Annotated in this window: 10 protein-coding genes; 4 read left to right on the top strand and 6 right to left on the bottom strand. The window is 62.0% G+C overall.

Annotated features, from left to right (window positions below):
- Positions 1-229 precede the first annotated feature (229 nt).
- The 4 genes from AB5Y89_RS19650 (at position 230) to AB5Y89_RS19665 (ending at position 4,565) form a co-directional block, all read left to right on the top strand.
- Positions 230-1,414 (top strand): acyltransferase family protein, encoded by a 1,185-nt coding sequence (locus tag AB5Y89_RS19650; RefSeq protein WP_368224323.1) that lies wholly within the window; start codon positions 230-232, stop codon positions 1,412-1,414.
- A gap of 348 nt (positions 1,415-1,762) precedes the next feature.
- On the top strand, positions 1,763-2,800 hold the full coding sequence (gene selD / locus AB5Y89_RS19655) for a selenide, water dikinase SelD (RefSeq protein ID WP_368224324.1): 1,038 nt from the start codon (positions 1,763-1,765) through the stop codon (positions 2,798-2,800).
- Positions 2,797-3,927 (top strand): tRNA 2-selenouridine(34) synthase MnmH, encoded by a 1,131-nt coding sequence (mnmH, locus tag AB5Y89_RS19660; RefSeq protein ID WP_368224325.1) that lies wholly within the window; start codon positions 2,797-2,799, stop codon positions 3,925-3,927. Before selD ends, mnmH begins: the two co-directional genes overlap by 4 nt.
- Positions 3,921-4,565, top strand: a complete 645-nt coding sequence (locus AB5Y89_RS19665; RefSeq protein WP_368224326.1) for an MBL fold metallo-hydrolase — start codon at positions 3,921-3,923, stop codon at positions 4,563-4,565. The genes mnmH and AB5Y89_RS19665 overlap by 7 nt, the downstream gene beginning before the upstream one ends.
- Here the strand turns inward: AB5Y89_RS19665 and AB5Y89_RS19670 are convergent.
- The 6 genes from AB5Y89_RS19670 to AB5Y89_RS19695 all read right to left on the bottom strand — a co-directional run bounded on the left by AB5Y89_RS19670 (position 4,541) and on the right by AB5Y89_RS19695 (position 14,812).
- Complete coding sequence (locus AB5Y89_RS19670) at positions 4,541-5,557, bottom strand: HD domain-containing phosphohydrolase (RefSeq protein ID WP_039039149.1); 1,017 nt, start codon at positions 5,555-5,557, stop codon at positions 4,541-4,543. The genes AB5Y89_RS19665 and AB5Y89_RS19670 overlap by 25 nt on opposite strands.
- Complete coding sequence (locus tag AB5Y89_RS19675) at positions 5,554-8,724, bottom strand: response regulator (protein ID WP_045524849.1); 3,171 nt, start codon at positions 8,722-8,724, stop codon at positions 5,554-5,556. Before AB5Y89_RS19675 ends, AB5Y89_RS19670 begins: the two co-directional genes overlap by 4 nt.
- A 204-nt stretch (positions 8,725-8,928) precedes the next feature.
- Positions 8,929-9,216, bottom strand: coding sequence for a 50S ribosomal protein L25 (rplY, locus tag AB5Y89_RS19680; RefSeq protein ID WP_010674717.1), 288 nt, complete (start codon positions 9,214-9,216; stop codon positions 8,929-8,931).
- A 164-nt stretch (positions 9,217-9,380) separates the two neighbouring features.
- Positions 9,381-10,214 (bottom strand): hypothetical protein, encoded by an 834-nt coding sequence (locus tag AB5Y89_RS19685; protein ID WP_368224327.1) that lies wholly within the window; start codon positions 10,212-10,214, stop codon positions 9,381-9,383.
- 71 nt (positions 10,215-10,285) lie between these two features.
- Positions 10,286-14,200: an ATP-dependent RNA helicase HrpA gene (gene hrpA / locus AB5Y89_RS19690; RefSeq protein ID WP_368224328.1), complete on the bottom strand. Its 3,915-nt coding sequence runs from the start codon at positions 14,198-14,200 to the stop codon at positions 10,286-10,288.
- Between the two features lie 189 nt (positions 14,201-14,389).
- Positions 14,390-14,812: a CBS domain-containing protein gene (locus AB5Y89_RS19695; protein WP_010674714.1), complete on the bottom strand. Its 423-nt coding sequence runs from the start codon at positions 14,810-14,812 to the stop codon at positions 14,390-14,392.
- Positions 14,813-14,867: the final 55 nt, after the last annotated feature.

Here is a 14,867-nt window from a genome sequence, read left to right on the forward strand (position 1 = left end):
TTCCCTAGTCTAGATCCCCTCTCTATTTTCGATGCGTCCCTATCCCATGCTGGTTTTGGGATGATAAACGCCCATTCATGACGTCAATCACACTCGTATGACTCTCTTTTAGGTAGGGTGATCCCGCCTGCGGCCGCCAAGCCGGGGCTGCCGACTCATCAGGATTGATGAGCGGCACCACAACAAAAATTGATGTCAGGCCAAGCTGAACATCATCAAGGATCCCGTCATGAATCAATCATTGCCGCTGTTGACGCCGCTGCGGGGCATCGCTGCCCTGATGGTGGTGCTGTTCCACGCCCGCTTGCTGCTCTTTCCCCAGTGGATGGAGTCGATCGCCGGCCACACCCAACTCATCGAGAACGGCTACCTCTGGGTCGATCTCTTCTTTATTTTGAGCGGGCTGGTGCTGGCCCACGTCTACGGGGAGGCCTTCGCCCGCACGCCCCGCACCATCGGTTATGGCCGCTTCCTCTGGCTGCGGCTGACCCGGGTGTATCCCCTCTACCTGGTGACCCTGCTGCTGCTGGTAGGCTGGGAGCTCTACAAGGCCCACCACGGGATTGGCTTCTTCGCCGGTCCCCTGTTCAAGATGTGGGAGTGGGAAGGAATGCCTCCTTTTGGCTCACCCTTTACCCCGGCCGAGGCGCTGCCAAGCAGCCTGTTGCTGCTGCAGGTGGTGACGGATCAGGGGCTGACCTGGAACTTCGCTGCCTGGTCGCTCAGCGTGGAGTGGATTAGCTATCTGCTGTTTCCGCTGCTCATTCCCCTCGCCGTCACCCGCAGCCCCTGGAGCAACCTCGCCCCCTTGCTGGCCCTGACGGTGCTGGCCTTTATCGTGCACAGTCGCGGTACCCTGGATGTCACCAGCGGGGCGCTGGCCATCGGGCGCGGGGTGAGTGAATTCGTGCTCGGCCTCTGGCTGCTGCCGAAGGTGAAGGCTGCCCGCCAGTGGTCCATGATGCAGCAAGATCTGCCGCTGCTGCTCGCCTTTGTGCTCCCCTTCGCACTGATGCAGTTCACCATGACACCGTTGTTGACCCTGCTGCTGATCAGCGCCTACGTGTTGCTGATCTGGATTGCCGCTGCCCAGGGTGATCGCCAGAGCCCGCTGCTGCGCCTCCTAGACAACCGCTTCACCAACTGGCTGGGGGATCTCTCCTACTCCATCTACCTGCTCCACGCCCTGGTGTTGCTCACCGGCTGCGAGCTTGTCCACTCTCTGGCGCCGGGGCTCACCGCGTGGTGGTACGCCCAGACCAACCCCTTGCTGGGGGTGCTGGCCACCCTGTTGATGCTCGCCGTGCTGATCGGGCTCTCGGCGCTGAGCTACACCCTGCTGGAGCGGCCGCTGCAACGGCGCCTGCGCCGGCTAGGCAAGGCTCCCCAACCAGTGATGGAGCAAGCTGGCTAGCTTCCGTCACCACATGCTGCCCCGATGCAAGACAGGCACGCCGTCGGGGCGGCTCAAAGTGGGACTAGCCAGAGCAAGGCGAAGAGTACGGCTCTTTTTGAACCCGACAATCCCCTGCGCTTTGTGTGAATTCCAGTTCGAATCAAGAGGGCCGTCTGTGGCATAATGGCCCGTCCTGTGGTCCTCGGCGGGGCTTCGCCGGCGCATCCTTGCCCTCCTCCCGTCCTGCCAGGCAGCCTGACATCACTGTGTTCACAGGCCGCCAGGGCCACCCTATTTTTGCGCGCACATTTGACGGTGCCACAGCAGTTATTTGTACACGCAAGTCTGCCCACACAAGGGGAAAGCATGTCTTCCATTCGTCTGACCCAATACAGCCACGGCGCTGGCTGCGGTTGCAAAATCTCCCCCAAGGTGCTCGACACCATCTTGAAGAGCCAGATCCCGGGCTTTGACGACCCCACCCTGGTGGTCGGCAACAGCAGCAAAGATGACGCCGCCGTGGTCGATATCGGCAACGGCCAGGGCATCGTCTCCACCACCGACTTCTTCATGCCCATCGTCGACGATCCCTTCACCTTCGGTCGCATCGCCGCCACCAATGCCATCAGCGACATCTATGCCATGGGCGCCAAGCCCATCGTCGCCATCGCCATCCTCGGCTGGCCCATCAACACGCTGGCGCCGGAAGTGGCCCAGCAGGTGATCGACGGCGGCCGCCAGGTGTGCCACGAGGCGGGTATCTCGCTCGCCGGTGGCCACAGCATCGACGCCCCCGAGCCCATCTTCGGTCTTGCGGTGACCGGTATCGTGCCACTCGACGCCATCAAGCAGAATGACACCGCCCAGGTGGGCGACACCCTCTATCTGACCAAGCCCCTTGGCATCGGCATCCTCACCACAGCTCAGAAGAAGGGCAAGCTCAAGCCCGAGCATGAGCAACTGGCCCCGGATGCCATGTGCACCCTCAACAAGATTGGCCAGCGCTTCGCCGCCTTACCCGGCGTGCACGCCATGACCGACGTGACCGGTTTTGGACTGGCAGGCCACCTGCTGGAGATGTGCGAAGGTTCCGGCGTCAGTGCCCGTCTGGACTTCAAGGCGCTGCCGCTGCTTGACGAGGTGGATTACTACCTGAGTGAGGGCTGCGTACCGGGCGGTACCCTGCGCAACTTCGACTCCTATGGTGACAAGCTGGGTGCCATGGATGATCGCACTCGCAACATCCTGTGCGACCCGCAGACCAGCGGCGGCCTGCTGGTGGCCGTCGGTAAAGAAAGTGAAGCCGAGCTCCTTGCCATTGCCGCACAGGCAGGGCTGCCCCTCTCTCCCATCGGCCAGTTGCAGGCCCGCACCGGCAACCAGTTCATCGAGGTTGTCCAATGAGTGTCCTGCCACTGGCCACGGATTACGCCCAGATCTTTTTGGATGAGGTTCCACTCATCGATCTGCGTGCCCCCGTCGAGTTCAAGGAAGGGGCCTTTCCCACCGCCGTCAGCCTGCCGCTGATGACGGACGAGGAGCGTGCCCGGGTCGGTACCTGTTACAAGCAGGAGGGACAGGCCGCAGCCATCACCCTGGGCCATCAACTGGTGGGTGGCGCGGTGCGCGCCGCGCGCATGGAAGGCTGGCTGGCCAGGTTGCGCCAGCAACCCGACGCCCTGCTCTACTGTTTTCGCGGCGGCCTGCGCTCCCAGACAGTGCAGCAGTGGCTGGCCGAGGCCGGCATCACCCGCCCCCGGGTCGCGGGCGGCTACAAGGCGCTGCGCCACTTTCTCATCGAGACCCAGGCGAAGGCCAGTGCAGAGTGCGACTGGACCGTGCTGACCGGCATGACCGGCTCCGGCAAGACCCACATGCTGGCGCACATCACCCAGGCGGTGGATCTGGAAGGGCACGCCCGTCACAGGGGGTCGTCGTTTGGCCAGCTGCCGGGTGGGCAACCCGGCAACATCGACTTCGAAAACCGGCTTGCCATCGAGCTGCTTCAGCGTCGCAACCGGGGGGAATCACAGTTTGTGCTGGAAGACGAGAGCCGTCTCATCGGTCGCTGCGCCCTGCCACTCAACCTTTATGAGGCCATGTGCCGGGCTCCTCTGGTGGTGGTGGAGGTGCCGCAGGAGGCACGGGCCGAGCAGATCCGCACCGATTACGTGCAGGATCTCTGGCTGCGCTATCTGGAGTTCCATGGGCCAGATGCAGGCTGGCCCCTCTTTGCCGGCTACCTCACCGACGCCATGGCCAGGCTCAAGCGCCGACTCGGGGACAAGGATTATCGCGAACTCGATGGGCTGTTGCAGGCCGCCCTCAGGGAACAGGCCCAGAGCGGGGACACCCGCGCCCATCTGGTCTGGATCAGGCTGCTGCTGACTCGCTACTATGACCCCATGTACCGCTATCAGCTGGACAACAAGCGCGAGCGGATCCTGTTTCGTGGTGACAAGGAGGCCTGCCTCGCCTTCTTCGCCAAACGCTCCCCCCTTCAGACCCCTCAGGAGAGTCCCACATGTTGAAGTTCGAGGTGATCCCGGTCACCCAGTTCGCCCAGAATTGTTCCCTTATCTGGTGTGACGAGACCCGCCAGGCTGCCCTCGTCGATCCCGGCGGCGAGGCGGACAAGCTGCTGGCCGCCATTGCCAAACGGGGGCTGACCCTGACCCATATCCTGCTGACCCACGGCCATCTGGATCACGTGGGCGCCGCCGCCGAGCTGCGCGAGAGAACCAGTATCGCCATTACCGGCCCCCACAAGGAGGATGCTTTCTGGCTCGATATCCTGCCCCAGCAGAGCCAGATGTTCGGCTTTGCCCATACTCCGGCCTTTACACCGGATAGCTGGCTCGAACAGGGTGACAAGGTACAGGTTGGCAAATGCGAGCTGGAGGTCTATTTCTGCCCGGGCCACACTCCGGGCCACATCGTGCTGCTCTGCCAGGCAGAACGCCTCGCATGGGTGGGGGATGTGCTCTTTGCCGGCAGCATAGGCCGCACCGATTTCCCGCGCGGGGATCACGGGACGCTGATCAAGTCGATCACCGAGACCCTGCTGCCGCTCGGGGATGAGATCGTCTTTATTCCGGGCCATGGCCCGAGCTCCACCTTTGGTCACGAACGGGCCAGCAATCCCTATCTGACACAGCCCATCTGGTAATCCCCCCGCTCCTCGCGGGCATCCCATTGCGCCTTGAGGCGCAAGATCTCCGGCATGATCTCGAGAAAACGGGAGAGCAGCCGGGGATCGAAGTGCTGGCCTGCACCATCGCGCATGGTAGCCAGCACCCGGTCCAGGGGCCAGGGCTCCTTGTAGGGACGACGCACGCTCAGGGCGTCAAAGACGTCAGCGATGGCCACTATCCGCGACGCCTCGGGGATCCCCTCACCGGTCTCGCCAGCGGGGTAGCCCGAGCCGTCCCATTTCTCGTGGTGGTGCAGGGCAATCTCCGCCGCCATGCGAAAAATGGGGGCATCGGATCGCCTCAAGATCTCGTAACCGATGCGTGGATGACTTCGCATGATGACCCACTCCTCCTCGGTGAGGGGGCCGGGCTTCTTGAGGATGTGATCGGGGATACCAATCTTGCCCATGTCGTGCATGGGGGCCGCAAGCTCCAGCAGATCCGACTGCTCCGGGCTCCAGCCCGCCGCATCAGCCAGGGCCCGGGCGTATGCGGCCATGCGCCAGATATGCACCCCCGTGTCGGTGTCGTTGTAGTGGCCCGCCTCGCTCAGCATGACGATGGCGGTGCGATAGCTGCACTCGAGCTGATCGAGGCGCACCAGGGAGAGATGATTGCGCACCCGGGCACGCACCGTGCTCGGACAGACCGGCTTGTAGATATAATCCACTCCGCCCGCCTCGAACCCCTGGCTCTCGCTGTCTGCGTTGTCGCTCGCGGTGATAAAGAGCACCGGGATCCCGGCGTGAGCCGGATCGGCCTTGAGCCGGCGGCACACTTCGTAACCATCCATGTCGGGCATGCGCACGTCCAGCAGGATAAGTGCCGGCTCGTGACGCCCCACGGCGGCCAACCCCTCCTCTCCCCCTTTGGCAAAGAAGAGGTTGTACTCCTCTTTGAGGATTTGCCGCAGCAACCCGAGGTTGCTCGGCTCGTCGTCGATGATCAACACGCGCGGTCGACTCATGGCGCAGGTTCCTCCCGATCCTCCAGATAATCCTCCAGCTTGCGGGTGGCGAACGGGATATCGAACAGCTCCAGGGCTGCACTTATTTCGCTCACCAGCTCGCAAGGCAAGTGACTCCTTGCCTGGCTCAGCGCCGGCTCAATCAGATCCAGATCCTCGCTCACCAGGGCCTGATGCAGGGCGTGCAGGCAGACCTCCCGCGCTTCCCCCTGGGCCAGCGGGGAACTGACCGCGCCCGGCTCGCGCCCGGCATAGGTATCGATGGAGTGTTGTGCCCGCTCCAGGGCCTCGAGGAAGGGTGCGATAAGCTGGCTGGTATCGCTCCCCTGCTCGATGGCCTCGTTCAACTCGGCACTGATACGCGCCACATCGGTGAGCGACAGGCTGCCCGCCACCCCCTTGAGCTTGTGGGTCAGGCTCGCGGCCGCATCGGTCTCGTGCTGGGCGATGTAACCCGGCAACACGGTACCGACCGTCATGTAGTCATCGCGAAAACGCCGCAGGTATTTAAGATAGACCGAGGCTTCACCCCAGTTGCGCAGTCCGGTATCGATATCGATGCCGGCCACCGGCTCGTGGGGGAGTCGCTCGTCGTTCACGGTGAGCGGCAGGACTACGTCCGGCAGATAACGCAGCAAGGTCGCGATGAGCTGCTCCACATCGAGCGGCTTGGCTATGAAGTCGTTCATGCCAGAGGCCAGCGCCGCCTCCCGCTGATCCTTGAATACCCCTGCGGTGAGTGCCAGCACGGGAGTCTCCTCCCGCCCCGGCAGCAGGCGCAGGCGACGGGTCGCCTCGTAGCCATCCATCACCGGCATCTGCACATCCATGAGCACCAGATCGATGCGCCGTGCCGGATCTGCCAGGCAGGCCAGGGCTCGCTCCCCATCGATGGCGGTCATCACCTCGGCCCCCTCCCGTTGCAACAAGCGGGTCGCCACCTCCAGGTTGATGTCGCTGTCATCCACCAGCAGTATGTGCACGCCCGGCAGGCGCAGACGGCGCTGGCCACTCTCAAGGGGCTCCACATGCTCGCGCTTCTCGTGGATGAGACGCGCCACCGCGTTGTAGAGACTGGAGCCGGTGACCGGTTTGTGCAGTACCAGATCCACCTGATCCGAGCCGGGGCGGTGCATCAGTTCATCCTGGGAATAGGCGGTCGCCATGATGATGATGGGTGAACGCTCCTGCTGCTCGAAGGCGCGGCGAATGGCCAGGCAGGTCTCGAGCCCGTCCATGCCCGGCATGATCCAGTCGAGCAGGATCACGTCGAAACGCTCCCCCTGGCGCAGCAGATGGTGTAGCGCCTGCTCACCGGACTCCACCACCCGCGACTGCCATCCGAGGGAACCCACCGTCATCGACAGGGCGTCGCGGGTCACCTGATTGTCGTCGGCGATGAGCAGCGAGATGTGCTGCAGGCGCTCGTTCAAGGCCTCGGGCCGCTCCACCTGCTCCAGCCGGACGCGGAACCAGAATTCGCTCCCCTTGCCAAGCTCGCTGGTGACGCCGATATCCCCCCCCATCAGATTCACCAGGCGGCGACTGATGGTCAGACCAAGCCCGGTGCCCCCGAAGCGGCGACTGGTGGAGGAGTCTGCCTGGGAGAATGCATTGAAAATGTTGGCCTGCTGCTCGGGGGGAATGCCGATCCCGGTGTCGCGCACCCGAAACAGCAAGGTGGCCATGCCGTCTTGCTCTGATTCCAGCACAACCTTGACCTCCACCTCGCCGCGTTCGGTAAACTTGATGGCATTGCCGGTCAGGTTGAGCAGCACCTGCTCGAGGCGCAGGGCGTCCCCAATCAGATGGGAAACCGGCTCGGGGGCACTGCTCACCACCAGTTCGAGGTGCTTCTGGCCAACGCAGGTGGACATGATGGCCGCCACGTGATCGAGCACCTCTTCGAGACTGAATGGCACCCGCTCAAGCTCGAGCCGACCCGACTCAATCTTGGAGAAATCAAGGATGTCGTTGATGATCCCGAGCAGCGCCTGCCCGGCCTGGTGGATTTTGCGCACCAGGGCATGCTGACCATCGTCGAGCCCTCCCTGTTCGAGCAGGTAGGTCAGCCCCATGATGGCGTTCATGGGGGTGCGGATCTCGTGGCTCATGTTGGCGATGAAATCACCTTTGACCTGTGCCAACCTGGCCGCTTCCTGCTGGGCCAGTTGCTCCTTGTGCCTGCTGCGCACCAGTGCAGCCACACCGGCACCAAACAACAGCAGCAGCACGGCGCTGGCGGCCAAGATGATCCCCCAGATATGAGTGCGAATGGCCTGCAGCTCGCTGTGCGGCACCAGGGACGCGGCTTTCCAGATCAGCTGATCATGATTCTGTGCCGGGTACAGGGTGGTCCAGCTCCAGAGTCCGTCGGCAGACTCCATCTGGCCGTTTGATGCGTCCCAGAACGCCTGCCAGGCCTGGGGAGAAGTCTGCTTCAGAGTCAGATCCGGGCGCTCGAGCATGAAGCCCCACTCCCGGGATGGGTCCGGGCTGCGCAGCCAGTATCCATCCTGGTTGAACAGCATGATGTGATCGGCTGCCTTGCCGCGGTTGTCGGCAAACTCCTTGAGCATACGGGCAGCCTGGACGTTGATTAGCAGCAGACCAAGATCACGTCCCCCAAGGCGCAGACGCTTGGCAATGCGGATCATGGGGTTGAAGGGGCGATCGATCACCCCGTGTTCAACGTTGAGATCGAGCGGCGAGACGTAGACCCGCTCCCAGGGCAGCGCCATGGCATCGCGAAAGTAGTAACGCTCCCCCTTGTTCTGCAACTGGTCGTCCGTCACACGCCACAGACGCTGGCCCTGGCGATCGATGCGCACCCGCTCCATGCCATCCGGGGCAAGCCAACGCACCTGGGCATAGTCGGGATTGCGGTTCAGCAGGATGGTGAACTGGACGGCCAGGGTGTCACGGTCATTGCGAGCCGCCGCTTCGAGCAGGATGGGTTCTTCCGACATGCTGCGCACATGGCGCAGCGGCACCGCCAGCTCGCCGTCAAGGCGGCCGCTGGCAAGCGCCAGGAAGGTGCTTTCATCGCTGCGAACGCGATAGAGCTCGCGCTCGATCAGTGCATTGCCCAGCAGATAGCCACCCGCCAGGACCAGCAGCAGAATAGGTGAAAACAGCAGGATATATGTCCGTACGATTCCTTTCATAACGGTCAACATCGCCCCGAAAAATGGACTTACCCGAGTACTTTTTGAACATCAGAGCACCACAACACGTGTCCTGCTGTCAATCATGCCTACAAGTAAAGACCAATAGTGCTGTTTGAGTATTTTATTTTCCCGGAAAAAATGCTGTAAAAACAAAGAGGCCACCCGATTGGGTGGCCTCTTCACAGGAAAGTTCGTTGTCGATTAGACGCGAACGAAATCCAGGTGAACCAGCTTGTAGCGAACCGGGTGACGCTGGATAGCCTTCACGTTCACTTTGACTTCTTCACCGTTGATGACCAGGGTCAGCTCGGAGGAGTAGAACTCCGGCTTCTCTTGGGCCAGGATCAGCTTTTTGTGGTCCAGGGTAACGGACACGGCTTCTTTGCCTGCACCGTAAACGATGGCAGGAACCAGGTCAGCATGACGCAGGCGGCGGCTCGCACCTTTCCCCAGGTCAGAACGGACTTCAGCTTGGAATACGAAAGACATAGTGATTATCTCTTTTAAGATGAATGTATGGTGTTGACTGCGACCGGTCAGCACCTCGCAAAACGAGCGCGAATACTAGCACGGGCCCGGAGGGGATACAAGGAAAGAACCCGCGGCACTCCTCTCTAGGCAAAAAGGCACTCCACCACGCCTCTCGCCATCCCCTAACGCCCCTGCTCCAGACGGGCAAACTGCTGCTGTCGCTGGGCCGGGCTCAGGGAATCGAATTGCGCCAGAGTCTGCGCTTTCGGGCAATAGAGGCGCAGCCCGGCCTGTACCTGGATCCCTTTGGCCATCCTGTCACGATTTTCCTGCACCAGCGCCAGCAGATAACTGTAAGTATCCGAGCCGCCGGCCTCCTTTGACTGAAGCTGGCTTGCAATGCGCCACAGGGTTTCTCCCGCCGCCACCTGATGACAAACCCGCGATGCCTCCCCTGCCGCCGTGGCGGAAAGAGTCAGGGTCGCCTGCTCAGGGGCAGAATCTGCGGTGGCCATGGGCTGTGCATCTCCCTGTCTTGCCAAGGCCTGGGTGGGGACTCCCTGCCCCCCAAGCCGTGCGAGCAAGGGCTCCCCCAGGGGCATCCGCGCCTTCCTCTCCCGAGGCAGGGAGAACTCGGCGACAAAGGCGACAGCGCCCGGGACTTCGAACGAGGGGGCCGAGGAGGCGGCTTGCTGTACTGATTGGTGGGGCGCCATGCCATAGGCCATCTCATCGATGCGCTTTAGCCTGGCCAGGTAAGCCTTGGAGAGCTGGGCCTCCCCTTCGAACAGATCGAAGGGGGGCACCAGCCGGGCAGGAAAGAGGATCTGCCAGCGGCCATTCTTCTTTCTCTGTTCAAGAGGGGGAAACTGATTGCCCCGCCAGGCCGCAAAAATGGGCGGCACGGGGCGCTGCACCGGATAGAACTCCGGGTTGAGCTGCACCCAGGTTTGTTCCGCAATGGGTTGATACCCGCTGATGTTGACCAGTGCCACCCCCAACCAGATCCCCAGCATATGACGGCCTCCCTTCCCTTTGGCGTCTCGTTGCTTTCACACTATGGCTCAGAAAACAGATAGATAGCAGCTTAGCACTGGGCAATGGCGCTCTGCACCCGTTTATCCGAGATAGGGTATGGCGTCCCCAGTTGCTGGGCGAAGAAGGAAACTCGCAGCTCCTCGATCATCCAGCGGATATTGGCCACCTCGGCCGGGATCAGCTGGGATTTGGGGATCTTGGCGAGCAGTGCCTTGTACTCCGACTCCACGCTGTGCACCTTGAGCATGTAGACCCGATCCCGGTTGGGATCGATGGCCAGCTTCTCGAGCCGCCGCTCGATGGCCCGCAGGTAGCGCAGCAAGTCAGGCAGCCGCTGCCAGCCGGTCTCGGTGACAAAGCCCTTGTGAATGAGGTTACCCAACTGCTGCTGGATGTCCGACATGGCAAAGGCGGTGTCGAGCTGCATCTTGCCCTTGAGCCGTTTCTTGATCTCATGGGAGAGGGTCAGCACGGCTTCCACCTGTTTGGCCACCTCCACCACCGCATCGTTGAGCTCGGCGCGGACATACTCCTTGAGCGCCTCGAAACCGGCCTCGTCCCACGCCATCCCACCGTGCTGCTCAATCAGCTTGTCGCAGCCGCAGGCGATGCAGTCGTCAATCAGCTCGGCCACCTTGCCAAAGGGGTTGAAATAGAGCCCGAGCTTGGCCTTGTTGGGCAGCTTTTCCTGCAGGTACTTGATGGGGGATGGCACGTTGAGCAGCACCAGCCGGCGTTGGCCTGCCCACATCAGCTGCTGCTGCACCACAGGGCTCTCCACCAGCTGGATCGCGACCGAATCCTTCTGATCCACCAGGGCCGGATAGGCTTTCACCTCGAACCCGCCCCGCTTCTGACTGTACTCCTGGGGCAGCTCGCCAAAGCTCCACAGGGTGAGGCCAGACTGCTCGATGTCATCGTCCGCCACTTGCGACAGGGTCTCCTGCACCTTGCCGCGCAGGGACTCTTTCAATGCCTCCAGATCCTTGCCTTCCGCCACCTTCTTGTGTTTGTCGTCCACCACACGGAAGGTGAGTTTCAGGTGATCGGGCACCGCAGCCCAATCCCAGGATTCGCGGGGCACGGTCACGCCGGTCATGCGGCGCAGCTGACGCTCCATTTCGTCCAACAGCGGCCCCTGCTCGGGATTGAGGGTGGCAAGCAGCGCATCGGCATAGTTCGGCGCCGGCACGAAATTCTTGCGCATCGGCTTGGGCATCGACTTGATGAGGGCCACCAACAGCTCGTGACGCAGCCCGGGGATCAACCACTCGAACCCCTTCACCTCCACCTGATTCAGGAGCGGAAGCGGAATATGCAGGGTCACACCATCTGCGGCCTCCCCCGGCTCGAACTGATAGGTCAGCTTGAGCTTGAGACGCCCCTGCTGCCAGAAGTTGGGGTAGTCGAGATCGCTGATGTGGGCCGCATCCCCCTTCATCAGCATCTCTTTCTCGAAGTTGAGCAGTTCGGGTTCCCGCTTTTGCGCCTCTTTCCACCACTTGTCGAAGTGGCGGGCGGAGATCACCTCCTCCGGCAAACGAGCATCGTAGAAGCGGAACAAGTCCTCGTCATCCACCAGGATGTCGCGCCGACGGGATTTGTGCTCCAGCGCCTCCACCTCGGCCAGGAGCTTGCGGTTATCGCTGAAGAAGCGGTGACGGGTCTCGAAATCCCCCTCCACCAGGGCGCGGCGGATAAAGAGCTCGCGGCACAGCGCCGGATCGATACGGCTGAGGTTGATGGTGCGCTCGTTGACCAGAGTCAGGCCATAAAGCGTCACCTTCTCCTTGGCCATCACGGCGCCATTTTTCTTCGACCAGTGGGGGTCGCTGTGGTGCAGCTTGATGAGGTGACCTGCCAGCGGCTCCACCCACTCCGGTTCAATCTTGGCGTTGATGCGGGCGTAGAGGCGCGAGGTCTCCACCAATTCTGCGGCCATCACCCACTTGGGCGGTTTCTTGAACAGACCCGAGGCCGGGAAGAGGTGGAAACGGCCATTGCGGGCGCCGAGGAACTCGGGCTTCTCCAGCTCCTTGTTGCCGATATGGCTCAAGAGGCCGGTCAGCAGGGCGCAGTGCACCGTCTTGAAATCTGCCGGTTCCTGGTTGGCCTTGAAGCCCAGCTCCTTGACCGTCTGACGCAGCTGGAAGTGAATATCCTGCCACTCGCGCACCCGCAGGTAGGAGAGAAACTCCTTCTGGCACATGCGGCGAAACGGGTTGCTGCCAAGGGCATCCTGCTGCTCTTTCAGATAGTTCCAGAGGTTAACAAAAGCGAGGAAGTCGGAATCCTTGTCTTCAAAGCGTCTGTGCTGCTCGTCGGCGGCCTGCTTTTTCTCCATGGGCCGCTCGCGGGGATCCTGAATGCTGAGGGCGGCGGTGATCACCATCACCTCGCTCAGGCAGCCGGTCTGCGCCGCACTGATCACCATCTTGGCCAGACGCGGATCAAGTGGAATGCGCGAGAGCTGGCGACCGGTCTCGGTCAGCTGCAGTTTGGCTTCGCGATCGCCGGTGGCGGGCAGCTCGCGCACCGCCTCCAGCTCTTTCAAGAGGGTCAGGCCGTCCTTGATATGGCGCGACTCGGGTGGCTCGACGAAGGGGAACGCCTCCATATTGCCAAGGCCGAGCGCCAGCATCTGCAGGATGACCGATGCCAGGTTGGTGCGCAGGATCTCGGGGTCGGTAAAGGCCGGACGGCCGTTGAAATCCTCCTCGGAGTAGAGGCGGATACAGATACCGTCCGCCACCCGGCCACAGCGCCCTTTACGCTGGTTGGCGCTGGCCTGGGAGACCGGCTCGATGGGCAGGCGCTGCACCTTGGTGCGCCAGGAGTAGCGGCTGATGCGGGCGGTGCCCGGATCGATGACGTAGCGAATGCCCGGCACCGTCAGCGAGGTCTCCGCCACGTTGGTGGCCAGTACGATGCGCCGTCCGGCGTGTGGCTGGAACACCTTGTTCTGCTCGGCGTTGGAGAGGCGGGCGTAGAGCGGCAGCACCTCGGTATCGCGCAGGTTGAGCTTGCGCAGGGCATCGGCGGTATCGCGGATCTCCCGCTCGCCGTTCATGAAGATGAGGATGTCCCCGAGCCCCTCGCGGGCCAGCTCTTCCACCGCATCAAAGATCCCCTGCAGCTCGTCGCGCTCCTCCAGCCCTTCGCTCTTGTCACTGCTTTTTTTATCAACAAACAGTGGGCGGTAACGCACCTCCACCGGATAGGTGCGACCGGAGACCTCGATCACCGGCGCCTTGTTAAAATGGCGGGAGAAGCGCTGGGGGTCGATAGTGGCCGAGGTGATGATCACCTTGAGATCCGGGCGTTTTGGTAGCAGCTGTTTGAGATAGCCCAGGATGAAGTCGATGTTGAGGCTGCGCTCGTGGGCCTCATCGATGATGATGGTGTCGTACTGGGTCAGCATCCGGTCGTTCTGGATCTCCGCCAGCAGGATACCGTCGGTCATCAGCTTGATGTGGGTCTGCTCGCTCACCTGATCGGTAAAGCGCACCTTGTAACCCACGTAGTGGCCAAGCTCGGACTCCATCTCCTCGGCAATACGGGCCGCGACGGTACGGGCCGCCAGACGGCGTGGCTGGGTGTGGCCGATGAGGCCCTTGACCCCGCGCCCGAGCGCCAGACAGATCTTGGGGATCTGGGTGGTTTTGCCCGAGCCGGTTTCGCCGGCGATGATCACCACTTGATGCTCTTCAATGGCTTTGGCGATCTCCGCCTGCTTCTGGCTGACCGGCAGATTGTCCGGATAGGTGACCTTGGGCACGCCCGCCAGACGAGATTGGTAGCGCGCCTGTGCCACATCCAGGTCAGCGGCGATGGTCTCGAGCACGGCAGCCTGATTGGCTTCCGGCAGCTTCTTGACCCCGTGCAGTCGACTGGAGAGACGGCGGGCGTCGAGATTCATGCAGGCGGTAAGACGGCGGCGCAGCGCCTCGATAGAGAGAGACAAGGTACGAATTCCTTAAAAGAGTGCCCATCAAGGGCCATATCGATAGCTGGGGGAGATCCTAAAGAGCGAGGCTGGGCGGTGCAAGCCTTAAAGCGCCGCGCCAGCATATCAAGCCGGAGGCGTCATGACCGTCACGGATGAAAAGAGCAGGCCGGAGCCTGCTCTTTGAAAACAACCAGACAACACCGTTCAGACTCTGGCCTGATGCACGAAACAGGTGCCAAGCTGGGCGTGGATGGCCTGCATCACATTGTGGCGGTTGATGACCCCGAGCAGGCGCCCCTCCTCCACCACAGGATAGATCTTGGGCTTTTGACCCATCATCATCTCCGCCAGATCCAGGATGCTGGTATCGGGGCCGACGGCCAGCACCTCCTTGCGCATCACATCCCTGACCTGGGCCACCTGTTCACAGTGGTAGGCCTCTTTCAACATGACGGCGATGCAATCCTGCTCGGAGACCCAGCCAATCAGATGTCCCTGGCTGTCCACTACGGGGCCGCCCAACTGATGACTGTTGAGAAATTTTTCCACCGCCGCCTGTACCATCATCTCTGCGCTGAAGGTGATGGGCTTGGTCTGCATGTAGTCCTTTGCTTTGAGTGATTCCATGACGCTTTCCCCCAACGAGCCTCCCGAGGGGAGGCAAGAGCCGGGCACTATGTCC

The sequence above is a fragment of the Aeromonas sp. s4 genome, assembly GCF_040907855.1.
GTDB lineage: Bacteria > Pseudomonadota > Gammaproteobacteria > Enterobacterales > Aeromonadaceae > Aeromonas > Aeromonas caviae.

What these genes read in the sequence shown, in the direction of transcription:
- AB5Y89_RS19650 (WP_368224323.1), top strand. Translation starts at nt 230, where the DNA reads ATGAATCAATCATTGCCGCTGTTGACGCCGCTGCGGGGCATCGCTGCC.
- selD (WP_368224324.1), top strand. Translation starts at nt 1,763, where the DNA reads ATGTCTTCCATTCGTCTGACCCAATACAGCCACGGCGCTGGCTGCGGT.
- mnmH (WP_368224325.1), top strand. Translation starts at nt 2,797, where the DNA reads ATGAGTGTCCTGCCACTGGCCACGGATTACGCCCAGATCTTTTTGGAT.
- AB5Y89_RS19665 (WP_368224326.1), top strand. Translation starts at nt 3,921, where the DNA reads ATGTTGAAGTTCGAGGTGATCCCGGTCACCCAGTTCGCCCAGAATTGT.
- AB5Y89_RS19670 (WP_039039149.1), bottom strand. Translation starts at nt 5,557, where the DNA reads ATGAGTCGACCGCGCGTGTTGATCATCGACGACGAGCCGAGCAACCTC.
- AB5Y89_RS19675 (WP_045524849.1), bottom strand. Translation starts at nt 8,724, where the DNA reads ATGAAAGGAATCGTACGGACATATATCCTGCTGTTTTCACCTATTCTG.
- rplY (WP_010674717.1), bottom strand. Translation starts at nt 9,216, where the DNA reads ATGTCTTTCGTATTCCAAGCTGAAGTCCGTTCTGACCTGGGGAAAGGT.
- AB5Y89_RS19685 (WP_368224327.1), bottom strand. Translation starts at nt 10,214, where the DNA reads ATGCTGGGGATCTGGTTGGGGGTGGCACTGGTCAACATCAGCGGGTAT.
- AB5Y89_RS19695 (WP_010674714.1), bottom strand. Translation starts at nt 14,812, where the DNA reads ATGGAATCACTCAAAGCAAAGGACTACATGCAGACCAAGCCCATCACC.